This window comes from Kitasatospora sp. NPDC056327 (genome assembly GCF_042261735.1).
GTDB lineage: Bacteria > Actinomycetota > Actinomycetes > Streptomycetales > Streptomycetaceae > Kitasatospora.
In genome coordinates this window covers 1-18,730 of the sequence record NZ_JBHJRC010000157.1, presented here as the reverse complement: position 1 = coordinate 18,730, position 18,730 = coordinate 1, and the positions used below count along the sequence as shown (strand labels likewise).

17 protein-coding genes are annotated in these 18,730 nt (G+C 76.7%); 14 read left to right on the top strand and 3 right to left on the bottom strand.

Going from position 1 to position 18,730, the window contains the following annotated elements:
- Positions 1-118: 118 nt before the first annotated feature.
- Positions 119-1,069, top strand: a complete 951-nt coding sequence (locus tag ACFCX4_RS22210) for a DUF389 domain-containing protein (RefSeq protein WP_376145015.1) — start codon at positions 119-121, stop codon at positions 1,067-1,069.
- A gap of 17 nt (positions 1,070-1,086) precedes the next feature.
- Here the strand turns inward: ACFCX4_RS22210 and ACFCX4_RS22205 are convergent, their stop codons facing one another.
- The 3 genes from ACFCX4_RS22205 to ACFCX4_RS22195 all read right to left on the bottom strand — a co-directional run bounded on the left by ACFCX4_RS22205 (position 1,087) and on the right by ACFCX4_RS22195 (position 3,581).
- Positions 1,087-2,376: an MBL fold metallo-hydrolase gene (locus ACFCX4_RS22205; RefSeq protein ID WP_376145014.1), complete on the bottom strand. Its 1,290-nt coding sequence runs from the start codon at positions 2,374-2,376 to the stop codon at positions 1,087-1,089.
- 166 nt (positions 2,377-2,542) lie between these two features.
- Positions 2,543-2,995, bottom strand: coding sequence for a MaoC family dehydratase (locus tag ACFCX4_RS22200; protein WP_376145012.1), 453 nt, complete (start codon positions 2,993-2,995; stop codon positions 2,543-2,545).
- Between the two features lie 157 nt (positions 2,996-3,152).
- Positions 3,153-3,581: a pyridoxamine 5'-phosphate oxidase family protein gene (locus ACFCX4_RS22195; RefSeq protein ID WP_376145010.1), complete on the bottom strand. Its 429-nt coding sequence runs from the start codon at positions 3,579-3,581 to the stop codon at positions 3,153-3,155.
- 407 nt (positions 3,582-3,988) lie between these two features.
- On the opposite strand from ACFCX4_RS22195, the gene ACFCX4_RS22190 reads away from it, so the two are divergent.
- The 13 genes from ACFCX4_RS22190 (at position 3,989) to ACFCX4_RS22130 (ending at position 18,652) form a co-directional block, all read left to right on the top strand.
- Positions 3,989-4,888 carry a hypothetical protein gene (locus ACFCX4_RS22190; protein WP_376145008.1) on the top strand — a complete coding sequence of 300 codons (900 nt, stop codon included), beginning with the start codon at positions 3,989-3,991 and terminating at the stop codon, positions 4,886-4,888.
- A 138-nt stretch (positions 4,889-5,026) separates the two neighbouring features.
- Positions 5,027-5,650 carry a hypothetical protein gene (locus tag ACFCX4_RS22185; protein ID WP_376145006.1) on the top strand — a complete coding sequence of 208 codons (624 nt, stop codon included), beginning with the start codon at positions 5,027-5,029 and terminating at the stop codon, positions 5,648-5,650.
- Entirely contained in the window at positions 5,644-6,603 is a 960-nt protein-coding gene (locus tag ACFCX4_RS22180) for a hypothetical protein (RefSeq protein WP_376145004.1), read from the top strand. The genes ACFCX4_RS22185 and ACFCX4_RS22180 overlap by 7 nt, the downstream gene beginning before the upstream one ends.
- 64 nt (positions 6,604-6,667) lie before the next feature.
- Entirely contained in the window at positions 6,668-7,540 is an 873-nt protein-coding gene (locus ACFCX4_RS22175; RefSeq protein WP_376145002.1) for an SAF domain-containing protein, read from the top strand.
- A 1-nt stretch (position 7,541) separates the two neighbouring features.
- Positions 7,542-9,116, top strand: a complete 1,575-nt coding sequence (locus tag ACFCX4_RS22170; RefSeq protein ID WP_376145000.1) for a hypothetical protein — start codon at positions 7,542-7,544, stop codon at positions 9,114-9,116.
- Complete coding sequence (locus tag ACFCX4_RS22165) at positions 9,106-10,746, top strand: CpaF family protein (RefSeq protein ID WP_376144998.1); 1,641 nt, start codon at positions 9,106-9,108, stop codon at positions 10,744-10,746. The genes ACFCX4_RS22170 and ACFCX4_RS22165 overlap by 11 nt, the downstream gene beginning before the upstream one ends.
- Entirely contained in the window at positions 10,743-11,777 is a 1,035-nt protein-coding gene (locus ACFCX4_RS22160; protein ID WP_376144997.1) for a type II secretion system F family protein, read from the top strand. Before ACFCX4_RS22165 ends, ACFCX4_RS22160 begins: the two co-directional genes overlap by 4 nt.
- Positions 11,774-12,652, top strand: coding sequence for a hypothetical protein (locus ACFCX4_RS22155; RefSeq protein WP_376144995.1), 879 nt, complete (start codon positions 11,774-11,776; stop codon positions 12,650-12,652). Before ACFCX4_RS22160 ends, ACFCX4_RS22155 begins: the two co-directional genes overlap by 4 nt.
- A 61-nt stretch (positions 12,653-12,713) precedes the next feature.
- Complete coding sequence (locus ACFCX4_RS22150; protein WP_376144993.1) at positions 12,714-12,995, top strand: hypothetical protein; 282 nt, start codon at positions 12,714-12,716, stop codon at positions 12,993-12,995.
- 38 nt (positions 12,996-13,033) lie between these two features.
- On the top strand, positions 13,034-13,411 hold the full coding sequence (locus ACFCX4_RS22145; protein ID WP_376144991.1) for a TadE/TadG family type IV pilus assembly protein: 378 nt from the start codon (positions 13,034-13,036) through the stop codon (positions 13,409-13,411).
- Positions 13,408-13,950 carry a TadE/TadG family type IV pilus assembly protein gene (locus tag ACFCX4_RS22140; protein WP_376144989.1) on the top strand — a complete coding sequence of 181 codons (543 nt, stop codon included), beginning with the start codon at positions 13,408-13,410 and terminating at the stop codon, positions 13,948-13,950. Before ACFCX4_RS22145 ends, ACFCX4_RS22140 begins: the two co-directional genes overlap by 4 nt.
- 158 nt (positions 13,951-14,108) lie before the next feature.
- The gene (locus ACFCX4_RS22135; RefSeq protein ID WP_376144987.1) at positions 14,109-14,657 is read left to right on the top strand and encodes a hypothetical protein; all 549 of its coding nucleotides are present in this window, start codon (positions 14,109-14,111) and stop codon (positions 14,655-14,657) included.
- Positions 14,657-18,652 (top strand): LysM peptidoglycan-binding domain-containing protein, encoded by a 3,996-nt coding sequence (locus tag ACFCX4_RS22130; protein ID WP_376144985.1) that lies wholly within the window; start codon positions 14,657-14,659, stop codon positions 18,650-18,652. Before ACFCX4_RS22135 ends, ACFCX4_RS22130 begins: the two co-directional genes overlap by 1 nt.
- Positions 18,653-18,730: the final 78 nt, after the last annotated feature.

Sequence of the window (18,730 nt, the reverse complement as noted above, 5' to 3'; positions counted from 1 at the left end):
CGCCCCGGACGACCCGGGCGCGGGCGCACGGGCGCAGTCGCCTCCCCGGCGCGAACCGTCCCGCGGGCGCCCTTAGGGTGAGCGGGACCTCCGCCCGCCGCGCCCGCCCGGAGCACCTGTGCTGCACCTGCGTCTCATCGTCCCCGCCGACCTGCGCGACCCCGTCCTCACCTGTCTGGACGACTGCGTCGGTGCGACCCACGTGGTGCTGCTGCCCGGCGCCGCGGTCCGGCCCGCCGGCGACGTCGTGCTCTGTGACGTGGCGCGCGAGTCGGCGGACGAACTCCTGGCCGGTCTGCGCGGCACCGGACTCACCGAGCGCGGCGCGATCGACGTCCAGGAGGTCGAACTGGCGCTGTCGGCCGCGGCCGAGGAGGCCGAACGGCTGGCCCCCGGTGAGGGCGCGGACGCGCTGGTGTGGGAGGCGGTCTCCGAGATCACCCACGAGGAGTCCACCCTCACCGGCGTCTACCTCGCCTTCCTGGCGGTGGCCATGATGCTGGCGGCCTGCGGCGCGGTGCTGGACAGCGCGATCCTGGTGGTCGGGGCGATGGCGGTGGGGCCGGAGTTCGGGCCGCTCGCGGGACTCTGTGTCGCCCTGGTGCAGCGGCGGGCCCGCCCGGCACTGCGCTCGCTGAACGCGCTGGTGGCCGGTTTCGCGGTGGCGATGGCGCTGACCGTGCTGTTCTCCCTGCTGATGGACGGGTTCGGCCTGTTCAGCCACGAGCGCTTCGAGGCCGCGCGGCCCAACACCTCGTTCATCTGGCAGCCGGACGCCACCTCGTTCGTGGTGGCCTTCCTCGCGGGCGTCGCCGGACTGCTGTCGCTGACCTCGGCCAAGGCCGGGATGCTGGTCGGCGTGGCGATTTCGGTGACCACCGTGCCGGCCGCCGCCAACGCGGCGGTCGCGCTCGGGTACGGGGACTTCCGGCAGTTCTGGGGGTCCAGTCTGCAACTGCTGCTGAACCTGGCGGGGATCGCGGTGGCGGGGGTCCTGACCCTGCTGGTCCAGCAGGTCGCCTGGCGGAGGATCCGCCGCCGCGCGAGCGGGGAGAAGGCGGTCGGCTGACGCCGCGGAGGTGGGCCTCAGACCGGTACGCCGTCGTCGCCGGCCGTGGCCCGGTGCCTGGTCCCCCCGGGGGCTCCGGCGGCCGGCGGGCCGTCCGGCAGGAGCGGCGTGCCGCCCGGGGCCGGCGCCGCCACCGCGCGCCACCAGCGCCGCAGGGCGGGCGGTTCGGCCGGCTCGAAGGGTTTGCCGGGCCGGGGCACCGCCACCCGCGCGCCCTGGGCCTGGGCGGCGGCGACCACGCGTTCGGCGGGCTCCTCCCACGGGTGCGGGGCGAGGTTGAAGGTGCACCAGTGGATCGGCAGCAGCAGCTCGCCGCCGAGGTCGAGGTGCGCCCGGACGCCCTCCTCGGGCGTCATGTGGACCTCGGGCCAGAAGTCGCTGTAGGCGCCGACCTGCATCATCGTCGCGTCGAACGGGCCGAGCCGGCGGCCGATCTCCTCGAAGCCGGGGAAGTAGCCGGTGTCGCCGCTGTGGAAGACCGTGCGGCCGCCCCCGGCCACCACCCAGGACGCCCAGAGGAAGAGCGGGCTGGTGCGCGGGCCCCGGCTGCAGTAGTGCCGGGCGGGCGTGGCCGTCAGGGTCAGACCGGCCACCTCGGCCGACTCCCACCAGTCGAGTTCGGTGATCCGGTCGGCCGGCACCCCCCAGTGCTCCAGGTGCGCCCCGACGCCGAGCGGGACGGCGAACACCGCGCCGCTGCCGATCAGCGCCCGGACGGTGCCCATGTCGAGGTGGTCGTAGTGGTCGTGGGAGACGACGACGACGTCGACCGGGCCCAGCTCGCCGAGCGGCAGCGGCACCGGGTGGAGCCGTTTGGGGCCGGTCCAGGAGAACGGGGAACAGCGCTCGCCCCAGACCGGGTCGAACAGCACCCGGCGGCCGTCGATCTCGGCCAGCACGGTGGCGTGGCCGAGCCAGGTGAGCCGCAGGCCGGAGGCGGGCTGCCCGGCGAGGTCGGCCGGGAGCAGCCGGTGCAGCGGGACGGCCGCGGCCGGCACCCGCCGGGCGCGGTCGGCCGCCAGCTGCGCACGGGTGATCTCCAGCGGGCTGCGTTCGTAGACCAGCCGCCGGGTCGGCACCGGGTTGCGGAAGGCGCCGTCGGCGAACTGCGGCGAACGGCGGATCCGGGCCAGGCGCTCGCCGCGCGGCTCGGCACCGAAGGCGTCCGTCCGGACCCGGTGCCACGCGGCCCGCGGCAGGCCGGCCAGGTCGGCCAGCCCGACCGGCCCGGCCGGGCCGGGAGCGGTGCCGAGGGCCGGGGACAGGCCGAGGACGCGGGAGTACCAGGGGGCGGCTGGGCGGGGCACGGCACCTCCAAGGACGGCTACGGATACCTGGCATGCCGGGGCGCGCACCGCCGGGCGGGACGCCGGGCCGGTACGACAGCCATCTCGTCGGAGGTTACTCGTGGTCGGCCCTCCGGACCCGGCGAGCGGCGGGCGCCGTCCGCCGACCAGGGGCCTTCCCGCGCGGTCAGGCGTAGAAACGGGTGATCGTCTCGGCGACGCAGTGCGGCTTGGCGCTCTCCGCACTGGTGATGGTGAACCGGACCACGGCCTGCACGCCGCCCTGCACCTCGGTGGCCGAGACCAGCTCGGCCGTCGCCCGGAGCGCCGTCCCGACCGGCACCGGCGCGGGGAAGCGGACCTTCTCCGAGCCGTAGTTGAGCGCCATCCGCACGCCCTCGACGCCGTAGCACTCCTTGGCGAGCACCGGGATCATCGACATCGTGAGGTAGCCGTGCGCGATGGTCGAGCCGAACCCGCTCTCCTTCGCCCGCTCCGGGTCGACGTGGATCCACTGGTGGTCGCCGGTGGCCTCGGCGAACAGGTCGATCCGGGCCTGGTCGACGGTGTGCCACCGGCTGGTGCCCAGCTCGGTGCCGACGGCGGCGGTCAGTTCGGCGAGGGAGGCGAAGGTCGTCACTGGGCGCTCCTGGGACGTAAGCGGTGCGAACTCCGCAGAGTATGCCTACTCGCCGGTCACTTGTCAGGGGAGCCGGTGAACGGTCCCGGCCGCGCGGGCACGGGGCCGCGCCGGGGCCGCGGGACGAGACGCCCCGGTGTTCCGGGCCCGGGCGTTCTCAGGCGTGCGGGACCGGGCGTCCGGCCGCGGTCAGCCGGCGGCCACTGATCAGTTCGGGCACCAGCGCGACGAACATCGGCTCGACGTCGCCGACCCAGGGCCGCAGCCCCGAGCGCAGCGCCCGGCCGACCTGCTCGGGGTCGCGCAGGATGTCCGCCCGGCCGTGCACCAGCACGCTCCAGCCGGTCCGGGTGACCGGATCCACCTGGTCGGCCTGGAAGGCGACGACGGTGCCGTCCAGGCCGCGCGCGGTCGCACTGCCCCGGCGCACGGCGAGCAGCAGGCGCCCGTCCGGCGTGACCTCGAAGGAGACCGGCAGCACGGCCGGGAGCGCGTGCTCGGTGTACACCACGCGTCCGACGGGCACGGTGCTGAGCAGTCGCAGGCACGCGTCCGCGCCGAGGTCCTCCAGGTCGTCACGGTCCATGGGTCCGATGGTCCCCCCGCCGGACGCGCGCCGACAGGGTCCATGGTCCCTGAGCGTCAGGGACTTGCGCCCGTGCCGGTGCGGGCGGCCGGGACCTCCGGCGCGGTCCCGCCGGCCCGCGGTCCGAGGGGCGGCCGACGGGGCCGGGCGGGGGATTCGGTGCCACAGGGGCACCGCGGGTCCCGGCGCCGACGGTGCGGGGCGGTAGCCTGCCCGGCGGTGGCACCGGGGCAGCCCGGGTGTGCCGCGGCGGACGGGCACCCGTCCACCCGCGGGCGCACGGGGAGGGCCGGGCGGGTGAACGGTGCCGCCGGGGACGACGGGCGGCGCACGGCAGGGCCGGAGCACACGGCAAAACGGTTCGGCGGTCCCGGGAGGCCGGGGCCGGGCAGGAGGGGGCGGTGCGGGTGGCAAGCGGAATCGATCTGGTGGTCATCGGGGCGGAGGGCGGACCGGACCGCGCGTTCGGCGGCACCGCGCAGGCGGCCGAGGGGGCCCGGCTGCTGGCCGAGGTGCTGCCCGGCATGTGCTTCGACGCGGGCGCGGCCGGCAGCCGGGTGACCGTGGTGGACCCGGGCGCGGACGCCAACACCATGCTCACCGCCGTCCGGGAGGCGGCCGCCCGGCCGGGCCGCTGGCTGCTGGTCTGTCTGGTGGGCCAGTTGGTGGCCGACCCGCGCGGGCGCCGGCTCGCCCTGGTGACCGCGGGCTCCACCCCCGACAACGCCTACCGGCGCGGGCTGGCCTGGGACTGGGTGGTCAGCGCGATGGTCCACGGCGACCAGGAGGAGGCGCTGCTGCTGGTGGACGCGGTGGCCGACAAGGACACCTGGGCGGCGCTGGAGCACGGTGGCGGCGAGGACGGCGCGGGCGAACTGCTCAGCTACTCGCGGGTCCCGCTCTGGGGCCGGATCGGCCGGTACGCGCCCGGCGGCCGCTACACCCCGGGCCGGCGCGGCCGGGACGCCGTCCTGCCGGGCGGTCAGGGCTCGTTCGGCCGGGCGCTCACCACCGTGCTCCGCGAGGGGGTTCCCGGGGCGCCCGCCGCCGTCGGGCCGCACGATCTGCAGCCGGCCGTCGAGGCCCTGCTCGACGGCGGCGCCGCGCACGAGGCCGGGGGGGCCGGTGCGCCCCCGAACCGGCCGGACACGCCGGGGGTGCGCCTGCTCGTACCGCCCGAGGGCGGACGCCTGTTGATGCGCAATCGGGCCGCGGTTCGGGGTGCATTGGCCGGATTGTCGCTTTCCGAGGAACTGTTGGCCCTTCTGTGGCGGGAAAGTGCCCCGACGGATCCTCCTTCCGCGTAAGGTCAGGAGGCCCCAGGTGTTGCCGTGAAGGCTCGGTTTGGCGAAGAATCGATGCCCGCAGGACAACACCAGCGGGACTGCGGGATTCTTCTGGCGGCCCCGGACCACACACGGGGTCGGCTGCGACGAGGTGGGGCGATGCGGCAGCGCGGAATTGTGTTGCGCCCTGGGGCGGTTGGGGTCGGAGGGCTGGTTCTGGCGTTGCTGCTGAGCGGCTGCGCGAGCGGCGGGACCGGTGGTTCCACCGATCGGCTGGGGACGAACGCGCCGACGGTTGCGGGTGTGACCCCGGTCGCTCCTTCGGGTGGTTCCGCAAACGTCGGGAACGCGCCGACGGACGGCCGCGAGGGATCGGCCGCCCGTGCGGCCCTGAGCACCTATCAGGAGTGGTGGCGGGTCCAGGCGGAGGAATTCGGGAGAGCCGATTCGGACGGATCCCGGTTCGACACCTTCGCCTCCGGGCAGGCGCTGACCGAAGCACTGGTCAATCTCCGTCAGCTGCACGAGGCGAAACTGGTGATGACGGGCGAACCACGGCCCTCCGCGGTGGTGAGGTCCGTCGACCTCGCCGCCGATCCGGACACCGCCGTCATCGAGGACTGCCTGGACGTGTCCGGGTGGCACCAGGCGGACGCCGACACGCGCGTGGTCAAGGACCCGCCCGACCGGTTCACCCGGTACGTGGCGACCGTTTCCCTGCGACAGTTCCAGACGCGTTGGCTGGTACACGAGTTCAAGCGGGAGGTGGGACGAACATGCTGAAGTCGTTGACACGGTTGGCGATCGGCGCGCCGTTGTTCGCCGGATTGCTCGTGGCGCCGGCGGGCGGTGCGGTGGCGGCGGGCAGCGCGGTGGCGGCGGACCCGGCTCCCACGGGCGGCGCCACCCACTGCGAGATCACCGTCATCTGCACGGGGGCGGGCCAGACCGGGAGCACGCCGAAGCCCCCGGCGGGCGGGGGCGGGGGAGGCACCGGCGGCGGCACCTCGGGGCCGCAGCTCTGCACCTGGAACGAGCAGACCTTCGCCTGCAGCGACCCCGAACTGGGCTGGTTCAGCGCCGCCGACGGCTGCTACTACCGGGCCCTCAGCCCGCAGCCCGCGGCCGGGGACCCGCGCTGGGAGGGCCACCGGCCCGAGGAGGGCGCGGTCTACAACGTGACCTGCCGCTTCGCCGGGGGCGGCATCGGCGCGCCCGCGGCGAGGTTCCTCTCCCAGGCGCCCGTGCCCCCGCCGCCGGACCCGAAGGGCCGGGCCAACCGGTACGTCAAGGACGAACTGCGCTTCGTGCCGCCGAAGCTCGGCGTCGCCCCCGAGAAGGACCCGGTGGTGGGCGGCAACGTCTGGCTCTGGCTGGCCGATCCGAAGGCGCCGGCCACGCATCCGCTCACCGAGGGCAGCCTCACGGTGACGGTCACGCCCCGGGTGGCCTCGGTGAAGTGGGACTTCGGCGACGGGACCACCGTGACCTGCAAGGGCGCGGCCGCGACCGGTACGCCGTACGACCCCAAGTACGGGACCGGCGCGTCGCCCACCTGCGGCCACGTCTTCAGGACCGGCTCCGGCACCCGGAAGAACGGACTCTTCTCCGGCCACGTCGAGGTCGTCTGGATGAACGACGTGACGGTGTCCGACGGCACGAGGGTCGATCCGATCGAGATCCGGGTCGCCGCGGACACCGACTTCCGGGTCGCCGAGGTCCAGGTCCTCAACTAGCCCGACCTGCCCCCGCAGCAGGCACCACACCCCCGACGAACGACGCGAGGAAGGCCGAAGCCCGGTGGAGAACCGTACAGTTGCCACGCCCGGCCCCGGCAGGACCGCCACGGCGACCGCGAGCAGCACCACGGCCGCCCCCGTGGCCGTGCCGGAGCAGGGGCGCGGCGCTCCCCGCACGCCCGGGCGGACGCTCGGCGCGCGGCGCCGGCGCCCCGCCGTGCTGGCGATGGCGGTGGCCCTGATAGCCGCGGGCGGGCTGGGCGGCGCCGTGCTCTACAACAGCACCGGCCAGCGGGTCGCGGTGCTGGCGCTGGCCCGTGACGTGACGTGGGGCCAGACCATCACCGACGCCGACCTGGTGGTCGTCCGGATCGCCGGCGACCCGGCGCTCAGGCCGCTGGACGCCGCCGACCGGGCCAGGGCGATCGGCATGCGGGCCACCACCGACCTCCACCGGGGCGGGCTGCTCACCAAGTCCGACCTCGCGCAGTCGCTCGTCCTGAACCCGGGTCAGCTGCTGGTCGGCGTCTCGGCCCGGCGCACCCAGCTGCCCGCGACCCGGCTCCAGCCGGGCCAGCCGGTGATCGTCGTCTACACCCCGGACGGGTCGCGCGCGGAGACGCTCTCCGCCACCGTGTACACGGTCGGGCGGGTGGACACCGACGGCAGCCAGGTGTTCGACGCGGTCGTCGACCAGGCGGAGGCCGGGCGCCTCGCCGCCTGGGTCGCCAGCGGGCGGATCCAGGTCGTGCTGGCACCGCGCTCGGCCGCCGGCACGCCCGCGCCGGGCGCCTCCGCGCCGGGTGCGCCGGCCACGGGCGCGCCCGCCACCGGGGCCCCGGTCGCCGCGTCCGCCCCGGCCGCCGCGTCCGGCGCACCCGCCGCCCCCAAGCCCTCGACACCGGGCGCCCCGGTCCCGGCGGGTGGGAACTGACATGGCCGTCATCGCGGTGGTCGGCGCCCCGGGGGCGCCCGGCGCGACCACGACGGCGCTGGCGCTGCTGCTGGCCTGGCCGTTGCAGCCCGGCCGCCGGATCCTGCTCGTCGAGTGCGACCCGGACGGCGGAGCCGTCCTGGCCGGAGCGCTGGAGGGCCGGGTCGAGGCCGTCTACGGACTGCGCAACCTCGCCGTCGCGGACCGGCGTGGCCTGCTCGCCCAGGCCCTCTGGGAGCAGCTGATCGACATCTCGCCGGAGGGCAACGCCGAGCGTCTCCTGCTGCCCGGCCTCACCGACCCCACCCAGGCACCCGGCCTCGCCTACACCTGGGAGCCGCTGATGGAGGTGCTGCACGGGCTGGAACCGCAGGGCTACGACGTCATCCTCGACCTCGGCCGCTCCGGTGCGACCGGAACCAGCGCGGTGCTGGCCCGCCGGGCCGACGTGGTGGCCGCCACCGTGCGCACCACGCTGCGGGGGCTGAGCGCGGTGCGGCCCCGGCTGACCGCGCTCGCCGAGGACCTCGGCACGGCCGGCACCGGCTCGGACGCGCTGGGGCTGCTGCTGATCACCGAGGGGCCCTACTCGGGCGCGGAGGTGTCCCGCGAGTTCGGGCTGCCGGTGCTCGGGACGCTGCCGCACGCGCAGCGCACCGCCAGGGTGCTGTCGGACGGCGGGGACGTCACCGACCGGCGGTTCATCCGGTCGGAGCTGATGCGTACGGCGCGTTCGGCGGCGGACGAGCTCCAGGCGGCGATCCGCCGGCGGCGGCAGCGGCTGGCACCCGGGGCCGCCCCGGCGCAGCAGCCCGCGCAGCTCGCGGCGGGCCCGGCGGCCACCGCCGCGGCCACCCCCGTGCCCGCCCCGGTGCCGGGGCCGGTGCCGGGGCCGGTCGCTCCGGCCGGACCGCAGCCCGACGGCGGCGGGTACGCGTACGGGACCTCCGCGCCGGCCGCCGCCCAGCAGCCCGGCCGTGGCGGGCCGCAGGGGCAGGGGCAGCCCGCGCCGTCGTACCAGCAGCCGTACGGGCCGGTGGCGCCGGTGATCACCACCGGGCCGGTGGCGCCGCTCGCCGGCCTGGCGCCGCAGCCGGCCGCGCCGGTGCCGTTCCCCGGGCACGGCGGTGGGCCCCACCGGGCGCCGGACCGGACGCCGGGGCAGCCGGGCGCGGACGGCACCGACCCCCAGCCGTTCCCGAACGCGCAGGCCCACCCGAACGCCCAGGCCCATCCGGGAACGCAGCCCCACCCGGGCACCCAGTACCCGAACGCCCGGCATCCGGGAGCCCAGTACCTGGACGCGCAGTTCCCGAACGGCCAGTTCCCTAACGGCCAGTACCCGGGCGGCGCCCAGGCCCACCCGGCCGCCCAGCCGTACCCGGGCACCCCGGCCGCCCCGAACACCGCTGGTCGGCCGGACACCCCGACCACCCCCGGCCCCCGGGACGCGCAGCCGCACCCGGGGCCCCAGCCGTACCCCAACGCCCAGCCGTACCAGGAGCCCCGGCCGTCCGGCCCCGGCCCCGTGGTCCGGGACCAGCCCGTCGACGGGGAGGTGCTCCGTGCGCGGTAGCCCGCTGCACCAGCAGCCCGCGACCGACCCGGCCGCGCTGCCCTGGACGACGCCGCTGCCCGGTCCGGTCGGTCCGGTGACACCCGGCCGGGTCGTCCCGGCCGACCACCCGCAGGCCGGGGCCGCCCAGGCGCCGGCCACCACGGCCGTCGCCGCGCCCCGGGCGGCCGGGCCGGGCCCCGTCGGCCCCACCGCCGTCCCCTCCCAGCTGCCCTCGCTCGACGCGCGCGGCGCCGGCCCCCTCCCGGCCGTCGACCCGCAGGTCGCCCGTGAACTGAAGCGCCAGGTCGCCGCCGAACTGCACCAGCAGATCACCCGGCTGACCGCCGGGTCCGGCGCCGAGCCGGACCGCGCCACCCGCCGCCAGCGCGGCCGGGCGCTGATCGAGGAGGCCGTCGCCCGCTGGTCCGACGCCTACGCGCAGACCCACGGCATCCCGCCGACCCGGGACCAGGACCGCGCGCTCGCCGAGGCCGTCTTCGACCTGCTGTTCCGGGCCGGCCGCCTCCAGCCGTACCTCGACGACCCGGAGATCGAGAACATCCTGATCAACGGCTGCGACGACGTCTGGGTCTCCCGGGTCCACCAGCCGTTGCGCCAGGTCCCGCCGGTCGCGGACAGCGACGCCGAACTCGTCGAGCTGCTCCAGGACCTCGCCCGCCAGCACGGCGGCGGCGAACGGAGCCTGTCCACCGCCAGTCCGACGCTCGCCCTGCGGCTGGAGGGCGGCATGCGCCTCCAGGCGCTCACCGAGGTCACCCCGCGCCCCTACGTCGCGATCCGCCGGCACCGGGTGGCCTCGGCGACGCTGCCCGAGATGGTCCGGCTCGGCACCGTGGACACCACCCTCGCCGCCTTCCTGGCCTCGGCCATCCGGGCCCGGAAGAACGTGATGATCACCGGCACCCAGGGCGTCGGCAAGACCAGCCTGCTGCGCGCGATGGCCGCCGAGATCCCGCCCGACGAGCGGATCGGCACCCTGGAGTCCGAGTTCGAGCTCTGGCTGCACACCCTGGGGCACCTGCGCCAGGTCGTCCCGATGGAGTCCCGCGAGGGCAACGGCGAACGGGTGGACGGACGTTCGGCCGGTGAACTGAGCATCGGCGACCTCATCCCGGCCGCGCTGCGGATGACGCTCTCGCGGATCATCGTCGGCGAGGTCCGCTCCGGCGAGGTCGTCCCGATGCTGCGCGTCATGACCAACGGCGAGGGCGGCTCGATGTGCACCCTGCACGCGCGCGGCCCGCACATGGTCGTCGACCGCATCGCCGAACTCTGCCTGGAGTACGGCTCGCACATGACCGACGCGCTCGCCTACCGGCTCACCGCCAACGCGGTGGACCTCATCGTGCACGTGGCGATGGTCGACGAGACGCACGTCGGCGGCCGTCGGCACCGCTTCGTCTCGCACGTCCTGGAGGTGGCGGGGCTCGGCGAGAGCGGCCGGCCCGCGCTGAACACCGTGTTCGGGCCGCGCCCCGACCTCGGTGAGCCGCGCGCCGTCCCGCACACCCCGCCGCAGTGCCTGGACGACCTGCGCCGGGCCGGCTTCGACGCCGCGCTGCTCGGCTCCCGGTACGGCAGTTGGGCCGCACCGCTCCAGCTCCGGATCGGCGGTGGCGCCCGATGATGCCGCTCTTCGTCCTCTGCGGCCTGGCCGTCACCGCCGGGCTGGTCGCCCTGGTGGCCTGGGCCCGCGGCAGCGAACCGGCCGCCGAGGGCGCGGACGAGCGCGAGCCGCTCAACCCGCTGGCCTCCCGGCTGCACGTCTTCTGGTACGGCGCGCCCGGCGCCGCCTCGGGCCGGATGGTGCGGCTGCGCCGCATCCAGCTGCCGCTGGCGCTGATCGGGGCGCCGCTCGGCTGGCTGTTCACCGGGATCCCGCTGAGCGCGCTGCTGGTGCCGCTCGCGGTGTTCGGCCTGCCCTGGCTGTTCGACGCCACCCGCTCGGACACCGACCGGATCGAACGGCTGGAGGCGCTCTCCGAGTGGACCCAGCGGATCGCCGACGTGCTGCTGCTGGGCGTCGGCCTCAACCAGGCCGTGGTCACCAGCCGGCGCACCGCGCCCGCCGCGATCGAGGCCGAGGTCGGCGAGCTGGCGGCCCGGCTGCAGGCGCGCTGGCGGCCGGAGGAGGCGCTGCGGCTGTTCGCCGACAGCATGGCCGACGCGACGGCCGACAAGGTGCTCGCCGCGCTGCTGCTGCGGGCCGGGGACAGCGGACCGGGTCTGGCCCGGGCGCTGGCCGACATGGCCGACTCGGTGCGCGAGGAGGTCCGGCAGCGGCGCACCATCGAGGCCGACCGGGCCAAGCACCGCACCACCATCCGCTGGCTGGTGGGCATCATCCTGCTGGTCGTGGTGGCGGGCTCGTTCAACACCGAGTACACCCGCCCGTACGGCTCGGTGCTCGGGCAGATCGTGCTCGCCGTCGTCTGCGCGCTGTTCGTCGGCGTGATCGCCTGGATGCGCGCGCTGGCCTCCTACCCGCCGGTGCCCCGGCTGCTGGAGGCGGACCGGCGCAGCCGCAGCGGGCGGGCGCTGTTGCGCCGGCGGGGGACCGGATCCGGTGCCGGGGCGGACGGACCGGAGGGCGGGCCCGACGCGGGTCCCGCCGCCGGGGCCGACGGCGGTGCGCGGCTGTTCGGGGAGGTCCGGTGATCTCCCCCTGGTCCGTGCTGGCGGGCGCCCTGGCGGCCGGCGGTGTCGCGATGCTGATCGCCGAACTCCGGCCCGCGCCGCCCGACCTGGGGCAGGCGCTGGACCGGCTGCACCGCGCCCCGGCCGACCGCACGCCCGACCCGGACGAGCGGCCCCGCTGGTTCGACCGGATCGGCGAGCGCTCCGTCCACCTGCGCGGGGTGCGCATCCCCGAGCGGGAACTCGCCCTGATCGGCCGCACCCCGGCCCGGTTCATGGCGCACAAGCTGCTGTTCGCCCTGCTGGGCCTGGTGCTGCCGCCGTACGTGGCGGTGACGGCCCTGCTGCTCGACCTGAACCTGCCGTTCACGCTGCCCCTGGTGGTCGGGCCCCTGCTGGCCGGGCTGCTCTGGTTCGTGCCGGACGGCATCGTGCGCGGCGAGGCCAAGGAGGCGCGGGTCGAGTACCTGCACGGCATCGCCGCCTACCTGGAACTGGTCGCGATGGAACGGGCCGCCGACCTGGGCCCGGCCGAGGCGCTGCGCCGGGCCGCCGCGGTCGGCCGCGGGGCGGTGTTCCGCCGGATCCGCGACGCACTCGACCGGGCGGCCACCGACCGGTTGCCGCCGTGGGCCGGACTGGACGCGCTGGCCGTGGAACTGGGGATGACCCCGCTCCAGGACCTCGCCGACATCATGCGGATCTCCGGCACCGACGGGGCCGCCGTCTACGACACCCTGCGGGCCCGGGCCAAGGGCCTGCGCGGCGAGCTGCTGGCCGAGGACCTGGCCCGGGCCAACGCCGACAGCGAGCGCATGGTCGCGCCGGGCTCCGCCCTGACCCTGCTGATGACCGTCCTGATCATCTTCCCCGCGCTCCACAAGATGCTCAACTGAACCGCCCCCCTTCGTGGAGGTCAGCACCTCCGCCACCACACCTCACCCCTGGGAGCTTCCGATGACCCCTCAGCTCAAGTTCGTGGCAGGCCGATTGGCGGGCGCGATGCTGCTGCCGATCCAGTTCGCCCTGCTGCTGTTCCACTTCCGGATGGGCCGGGCCAAGGCGGCCAGGGCACGCGGCGACAAGGGCGCCATCAGCATCGAACTCGCGCTCGCCGTCATCGCGCTGGTGTTCATCGCGGGGCTGGTGACGGTGGCGCTGGTCAAGCTGAAGGACAACGTCGTCAAGAAGGTCGAGCAGGACCCGGCGTACCCCGGCGGGGGTGCGGCCACCCCGTGACCCGCCGTCGTCGTCTCCGCGGTTCCGACCGGGGATCGATGAGCCTGAGCCTGGCCATCGTCTTCCCGGTCGTCCTGATCCTGGTGCTCGCCGTGGCCCAGACCGGGCTCTGGTGGTACCACCGCCAACTGGCGCTGAGCGCTGCCCGCGAGGGCGTCGACGCCGGGCGGGTGCAGGGGAACCGGAGCGACGAGCAGAAGAACGAGGCGGCGCGCCGGCAGGCCGGGGAGTTCCTCGACCGGCAGGGCGACAAGGACCACCGGGTCAGCACCGACGGCAGCTCGCCGGTGCTGATCCGGGTCACCGTGGAGGTGAAGGCACCGGTGATCGTCCCGTTCGTCACGGCACCGACCGTCACCCAGTTCGCCGAGGCCCCGCGCGAGCGGTTCGTCCCGCCGGTGGTGGTGAATCCGTGAGCGGGTCGCCGGAGGGCGTGGTGGCCGGGGCCGCCGACGGTGCCGCGGAGCGGGGTCGGCCGGCACGGCGGACGGGTCGGCCGCGCCGGTTCGGCCTGCGCCGGGCCGTCCGGTCGGGCCGCGGGAGGGACGGCGGCAGCACCGCCGTCGAGGCGGCGATCGTCGCGCCGGCGGTGGTCGCGCTGATCCTGGTCGCGGTCGCCGCGGGCCGGGTGCAGACCGCCGCGGGGACGGTGGAGGCGGCGGCCCGCTCGGCCGCCCGGACGGCGTCCCTGGTGCGCAGCGTCGACGGGATGAAGCCGGCCGCGAAGAAGGCCGCCGAGGACGTGATGCGCCAGCAGGGCGTGCACTGCCGGCGAAGCGACGCGGACGCCCGGCTCGGCGAACTGGTCAGCAACGGAGTCACCCTGACGACGGTGGAGGTGACGGTGTGGTGCGAGGTGGGCCTCGGCGACCTCGTCGGGGGGCCGGACGTGCGGCTGTCGAAGAAGCTCACCGGACGGTTCGTCTCGGTGGTCGACCGCTACCGGGGCCGGTGAGGCACGAGTGGGTCGAGCGGGTGTCGGTTCGTGGGCCGGGTGGTGACGGGGTTGTGAGGACGATCGGGCCGGGTGGGGATTGGGGACCCGCCGGGCGGGGGAGACGCAAGCGGAGAGCGCCCGGGGGAGGGCGCGGGACCAGGTGGGGAGGGAACGCCATGGCACGCGGACGCGCGGTGCGGCACCTCCCCGTGCGGCCCGGGTCCCGCCCCGGGGCCGCGGCCGGCACGCGGTTCGGCACGCGGTTCGGCACGGGTTCGCGCCTCCGGTTCGGGGGGCCGCTCGGCGGGCGTTCCGACCGGGGCGCGCTGTCGGTCTTCGTCGCGGTCTGCGCGGCCTACGTGGTGCTGGTCATCGCGCTGGTCGTCGACGCGGGGGGCAAGCTGCGGCTCGCCGAACGGGTCGACGGCTACGCCCAGGAGGCCGCCCGGGTGGCCGGCCAGCAGCTCGACGAGGCCGCCCTGCTGCGGGGCGACGGCTACCGGCTGAAGCCCAAGGCGTACGTCGAGGAGGCGGCCAACAGCTACCTCAAGCTGTACGGCCTGACCGCCCACCGGGTGGAGATCTCGCCGGACGGGGCCGTCGTCACGATCTGGGTTCAGACCGCGTTCCGCCCCGTGATGCTGGGCGAACTCGGGGAGCGGAAGGTCATGGGCAAGGGGAGCGCCGCCCTCGTCCACGGAGTCAAGGAAGCGGAGAAAGACTGATGGCCGCGCCACGCGCCAAGGACCAGACCCGTGCCGGGCGTCCGGCCCGGGGAGTGCCCACCACTCCCGCGCCCGGCCGACGGCCGGCGCCGCTGCCCTCGCACCGGGCGGGCGGCGGCGGCCGTCGCGGCCGGGGCGGCGCCGTTCTCGCCGCGCTCGCGGCCCTGATCACCCTGCTCGTCCTGCTCGTCGGCCTGCCCGCGCTGCTGCTGTACGGCACCCGGGCGGTGGCCGACATGGGCGAGCTGGCCCCCGACGGCCTCGGCGCGCTGCTGACCAGTCCCGACGACGGCCGGCTGTTCCTGTGGCTGCTGGTGGTGGTCGGCTGGATCGGCTGGGGCTGCTTCGCGCTCTCCGTGCTGCTGGAGATCCCGGCCCAGCTGCGCGGCCGGGTGGCCCGGCGGATCCCGGCCTTCGGCTGGAGCCAGCGCGCCGCCGCCGGCCTGGTCGGCGCCGTGATCGCGCTGGTGCCGGTGGCCGGTTCGGCGTTCGCCGCCACCGCCGAGCACCCCGCGACAGCGGTGGTCCAGGTGACGGCGGGCGTCCGTGCCGCGCTGCCCGCCGCGCAGGCCGCGCCGGCCGCGGCCCCCACCGCCGAACCGCAGGCGGGGTACACCGTGCGGGACAGCCGTCCCGCCGACAGCCTCTGGACCATCGCCGAGCGCCAACTGGGCTCCGGTGAGCGGTGGCAGGAGATCGCCAAGCTCAACGACGGCCGGGTGATGGACGATTCGGGCGTCCGCTTCGACGCGGACCGGCCGATCCAGCCCGGCTGGAACCTGTTGATGCCGGCCGACGCCAAGCCCGACGAGGCCAAGGCCCCCGCGCCCGCCCCCGCTCCGGCGCCCGCGCCCGCCCAGGCCGGGACGCCGCAGAGCGGCCAGGAGGGCGGTGGCACCGTCACGGTGCGGGACGGCGACAGCCTGTCGGCCATCGCCGCCCGGGCGCTCGGTGACGCCGAGGCCTGGCCGCGGCTGTTCGAGGCGAACAAGGGTGTCCAGGCGCCCGACGGCGAGCGGCTCACCGACCCGGACGTCGTCGTGCCGGGGATGGTCCTGAGCGTTCCGGGCGCGGCTGCGCCGGCGCCCGCGCCGCCCGCGGAACCCGCTCCCGCCCCGGCCCCGACGCCAGCGCAGACGCCCGCCCCGGCCCCCGCCGCCGAGACCCCCGCGCCCGCGCCCGCCCAGCCGTCCGCGCCCGCGCAGGCCCCGCAGGCCGGGAACCAGCAGGCCGGGACCCCGCAGCAGGCCGACGCCCAGGCCCCCGCCGCGCACGCCGAGCAGGCCACGGAGGACGACTACACGGTCGCCCTCGCCGCCTCCACGGTCGGGGTGCTGCTCGCCGCGATCATGGTCGGCGCCGTCGCCCGCAAGCGCGGCGGCCAGCTGCGCGCCCGCCGCCCCCGGCACCGGATCGCGCTGCCCGCGGCCCCCGCCGCCGTCTTCGAGGCCGAGCTGAAGGCCCGCCAGGACGACGCCGGCCTCGACCTCCTCGACCGCGCCCTGCGCAGCATGGCCCGCAACACGGTGCGCGGCGGCAAGCGGCTGCCCGCCATCGTCGCGGCCCGGATCACCCCCAACCGCACCATCGAACTCCACCTCTCCGGCGCCGCCGCCCCGATCGCCCCGTTCCGCGCCGCCCACACGCCCGACATCTGGTGGTGCGCCGCCGACTCGGACGGCCTGCTCTCGCCGGCCCAGGCCCGCAAGACCGCCGCCCCCTACCCGGCGCTGGTCACTCTCGGCTCGGCCGCCGACGGCTCGGTGGTCCTCGCCGACCTGGAGACCGTCCGGCTGCTCCACCTCTCCGGCCACCCGGACGACGCCCGCGACGTGATGCGCACCCTCGCGCTGGAGCTCGCCCACAGCCCGCTCGCCGACCGCCTCCACCTGCACCTGGTCGACCTCGCCGAGGAGGTGCCGATCAGCGGCCCCGCCGCCGAGCGGATCCACCGCCACACCACGCTGGAGGCCGCGCTCACCGCACTCGGCCCGCGCACCGCCAAGGCCCGCGCGACGCTGGTGGCCGCCGAGTCCGCCAGCCCCCGGGACGCCCGGAGCCGGGGCCTGGCCGACGAGTCCTGGGTGCCCGAGATCGTGCTCTGCGCCCACCAGCCCGGCGGGGAGGTGCCCGCCGAACTCGGCCGGCTGCTCGACGCCCGCCCGCGCACCTGCGTCGCCGTGGTCACCCGGGCGCCCGAGCGCGGCACCGGCCCGGTCGCCCGCTGGACCCTCCCGGCCACCGGCCAGGCCACCATCCCCGGCCTGCACGTCACCCTGGAGCTCCAGCGGCTGACCACCGGCCAGTACGAGCAGGTCACCGAGCTGCTCCGGACCGCCGACGACACCACCCAGCACCCCGCCCCGGCCTGGACCCTGGACGGCGATGAGCTGGAGCCGGCCGACCTGCCGGTGCCCGTCCCGGTCCTGGCGGGCGTGGGTGCCGCCGCAGGGGGCGCGGACGGCCCCTCGGGCGCCTTCTCGCTCGCCGCGCTGGACGCGGCCCTCGGCGGTCCGGATGCCGCGGACGACGAGGACGGCGGCGACCGGGCGGCGGCCGGACCGCGGCTGCTGGCCCGGGTCATCGGCACGGGCGCCAGCCCGTTCGCCGGCACCGACCCGGCCTCGCCTGTCCCGGGGGCCGCCGGTCCGGCCGCGCTGCCCTCCCCGCGCCACCTGATCAACGGGCTCGGCCGACAGGCCGGCACCGGAGCGGTGCCGACCGGTCCGGCCGCCGCGTTCCCGGTCGCGCCGCTTCCGCTGCCCGCCGCCGACGGGGCCGCTCCGGCCGCCGCCGGTGCCGGGCGCGCCGCGGGCTCCGAGGGGCCGGGCGGCTCCGCGGGGGCCGCCGGTTCCGGTGGCTTCGACGGGGACGAGACGACCCAGAACCTCGGTCTGCCGAGTGCCGTCACGCCGGTCCGTCCGGTGAGCCCGGTGGCCGCCCCGGCGCCGGCCGGGGCCGAGCCGCCGGCCGGTCCGGTCCCGCCGGAGGCCGCCCTGGACGCGGCCCCCGCCGCCGCTCCGCCGGCCGGTCCGGCCGCGGTGCCCGCCCCGGCGCCCGAGCCGGTGCCGACGCACGACCCGGTGCCCGCGCCCACGGCCGCCGCCCCGCGCGTCCCCGCCCGTCCCGAGCCCGGTCCGGCCGCTGCCGTCCAGGTGGCCCGGACCACCCCCGGCCGCAGCGACAGCGACGACCTGCTCGCCATCCTCCGGTCCCCGGAGGCGCACGCCACCCGCACCGCCCCCAGGATCCGCCTGCTCGGCCCGGTCGACGTCGCCGGCACCGGTGGCACCGCCGAGCCGGGCGCGGTCCTGCGGCTCACCGAACTCGCCGCCTACCTGGCCCTGCGCCCCGGTGCCGGCCACGCCGCCCTCGACCACGACCTGCACCCCGGAGCGGCCCACCTCGACCCGCACCCCACCACCGCCGACGCCCGCAGCCCGCTGTCCGACAAGCTCGCCGACCTCTCCGCCTGGCTGGGCACCGCCCCCGACGGCCGGCCGCTCCTGGCCACCGACACGGCCGAGGGCTACACCTTCGCCCCCGCCGTGACCTGCGACTGGGACGAGTTCCGCAGCCTCTACCGGCGCGGCATGCGCAGCACCAGCGCCACCGCCGACGCGGCCCTCGCCCACGCCCTCGCCCTGGTCCGCGGCGCCCCGTTCGCGGAGGCCCCGCCCGCCGCGTTCGCGTGGGCCGAGGCCGAGCGGCAGGACATGATCGCGGCGATCGTCGACACCTCCCACGAACTCGCCGCCCGCCGCCTCCAGTACGGCGACCACCGCAGCGCCGAGGCCGCCGTCTTCCGCGGCCTCGCCGTCGCCCCGGACGTCGAACTGCTGCACCGGGACCTGTTCTACGCCTACGCCTCGGCCGGCGCCCGCGACCAGCTCCTGCGGGCCGTCAACCGGCTCGACGCGCTCAGCCGGCGCACCGGCCGCGACCTGGACGCGGACACCGTCACACTGCTGCGCGACCTGCTCGCCGGCTCCTGAGCCGCCGTTCCGCCACGGGAGTTCCGGGGGCGGAGCGGGACGCCGGACCGACCGGCCTCCCGCACCCCCCCCCCGTTC

Bases quoted from the DNA above. Each gene is read 5' to 3' on its own strand.
- ACFCX4_RS22170 (WP_376145000.1), top strand. From the start codon at position 7,542: ATGGCCGTCATCGCGGTGGTCGGCGCCCCGGGGGCGCCCGGCGCGACC.
- ACFCX4_RS22145 (WP_376144991.1), top strand. From the start codon at position 13,034: ATGAGCCTGAGCCTGGCCATCGTCTTCCCGGTCGTCCTGATCCTGGTG.
- ACFCX4_RS22185 (WP_376145006.1), top strand. From the start codon at position 5,027: ATGCGGCAGCGCGGAATTGTGTTGCGCCCTGGGGCGGTTGGGGTCGGA.
- ACFCX4_RS22160 (WP_376144997.1), top strand. From the start codon at position 10,743: ATGATGCCGCTCTTCGTCCTCTGCGGCCTGGCCGTCACCGCCGGGCTG.
- ACFCX4_RS22180 (WP_376145004.1), top strand. From the start codon at position 5,644: ATGCTGAAGTCGTTGACACGGTTGGCGATCGGCGCGCCGTTGTTCGCC.
- ACFCX4_RS22130 (WP_376144985.1), top strand. From the start codon at position 14,657: ATGGCCGCGCCACGCGCCAAGGACCAGACCCGTGCCGGGCGTCCGGCC.
- ACFCX4_RS22135 (WP_376144987.1), top strand. From the start codon at position 14,109: ATGGCACGCGGACGCGCGGTGCGGCACCTCCCCGTGCGGCCCGGGTCC.
- ACFCX4_RS22150 (WP_376144993.1), top strand. From the start codon at position 12,714: ATGACCCCTCAGCTCAAGTTCGTGGCAGGCCGATTGGCGGGCGCGATG.
- ACFCX4_RS22195 (WP_376145010.1), bottom strand. From the start codon at position 3,581: ATGGACCGTGACGACCTGGAGGACCTCGGCGCGGACGCGTGCCTGCGA.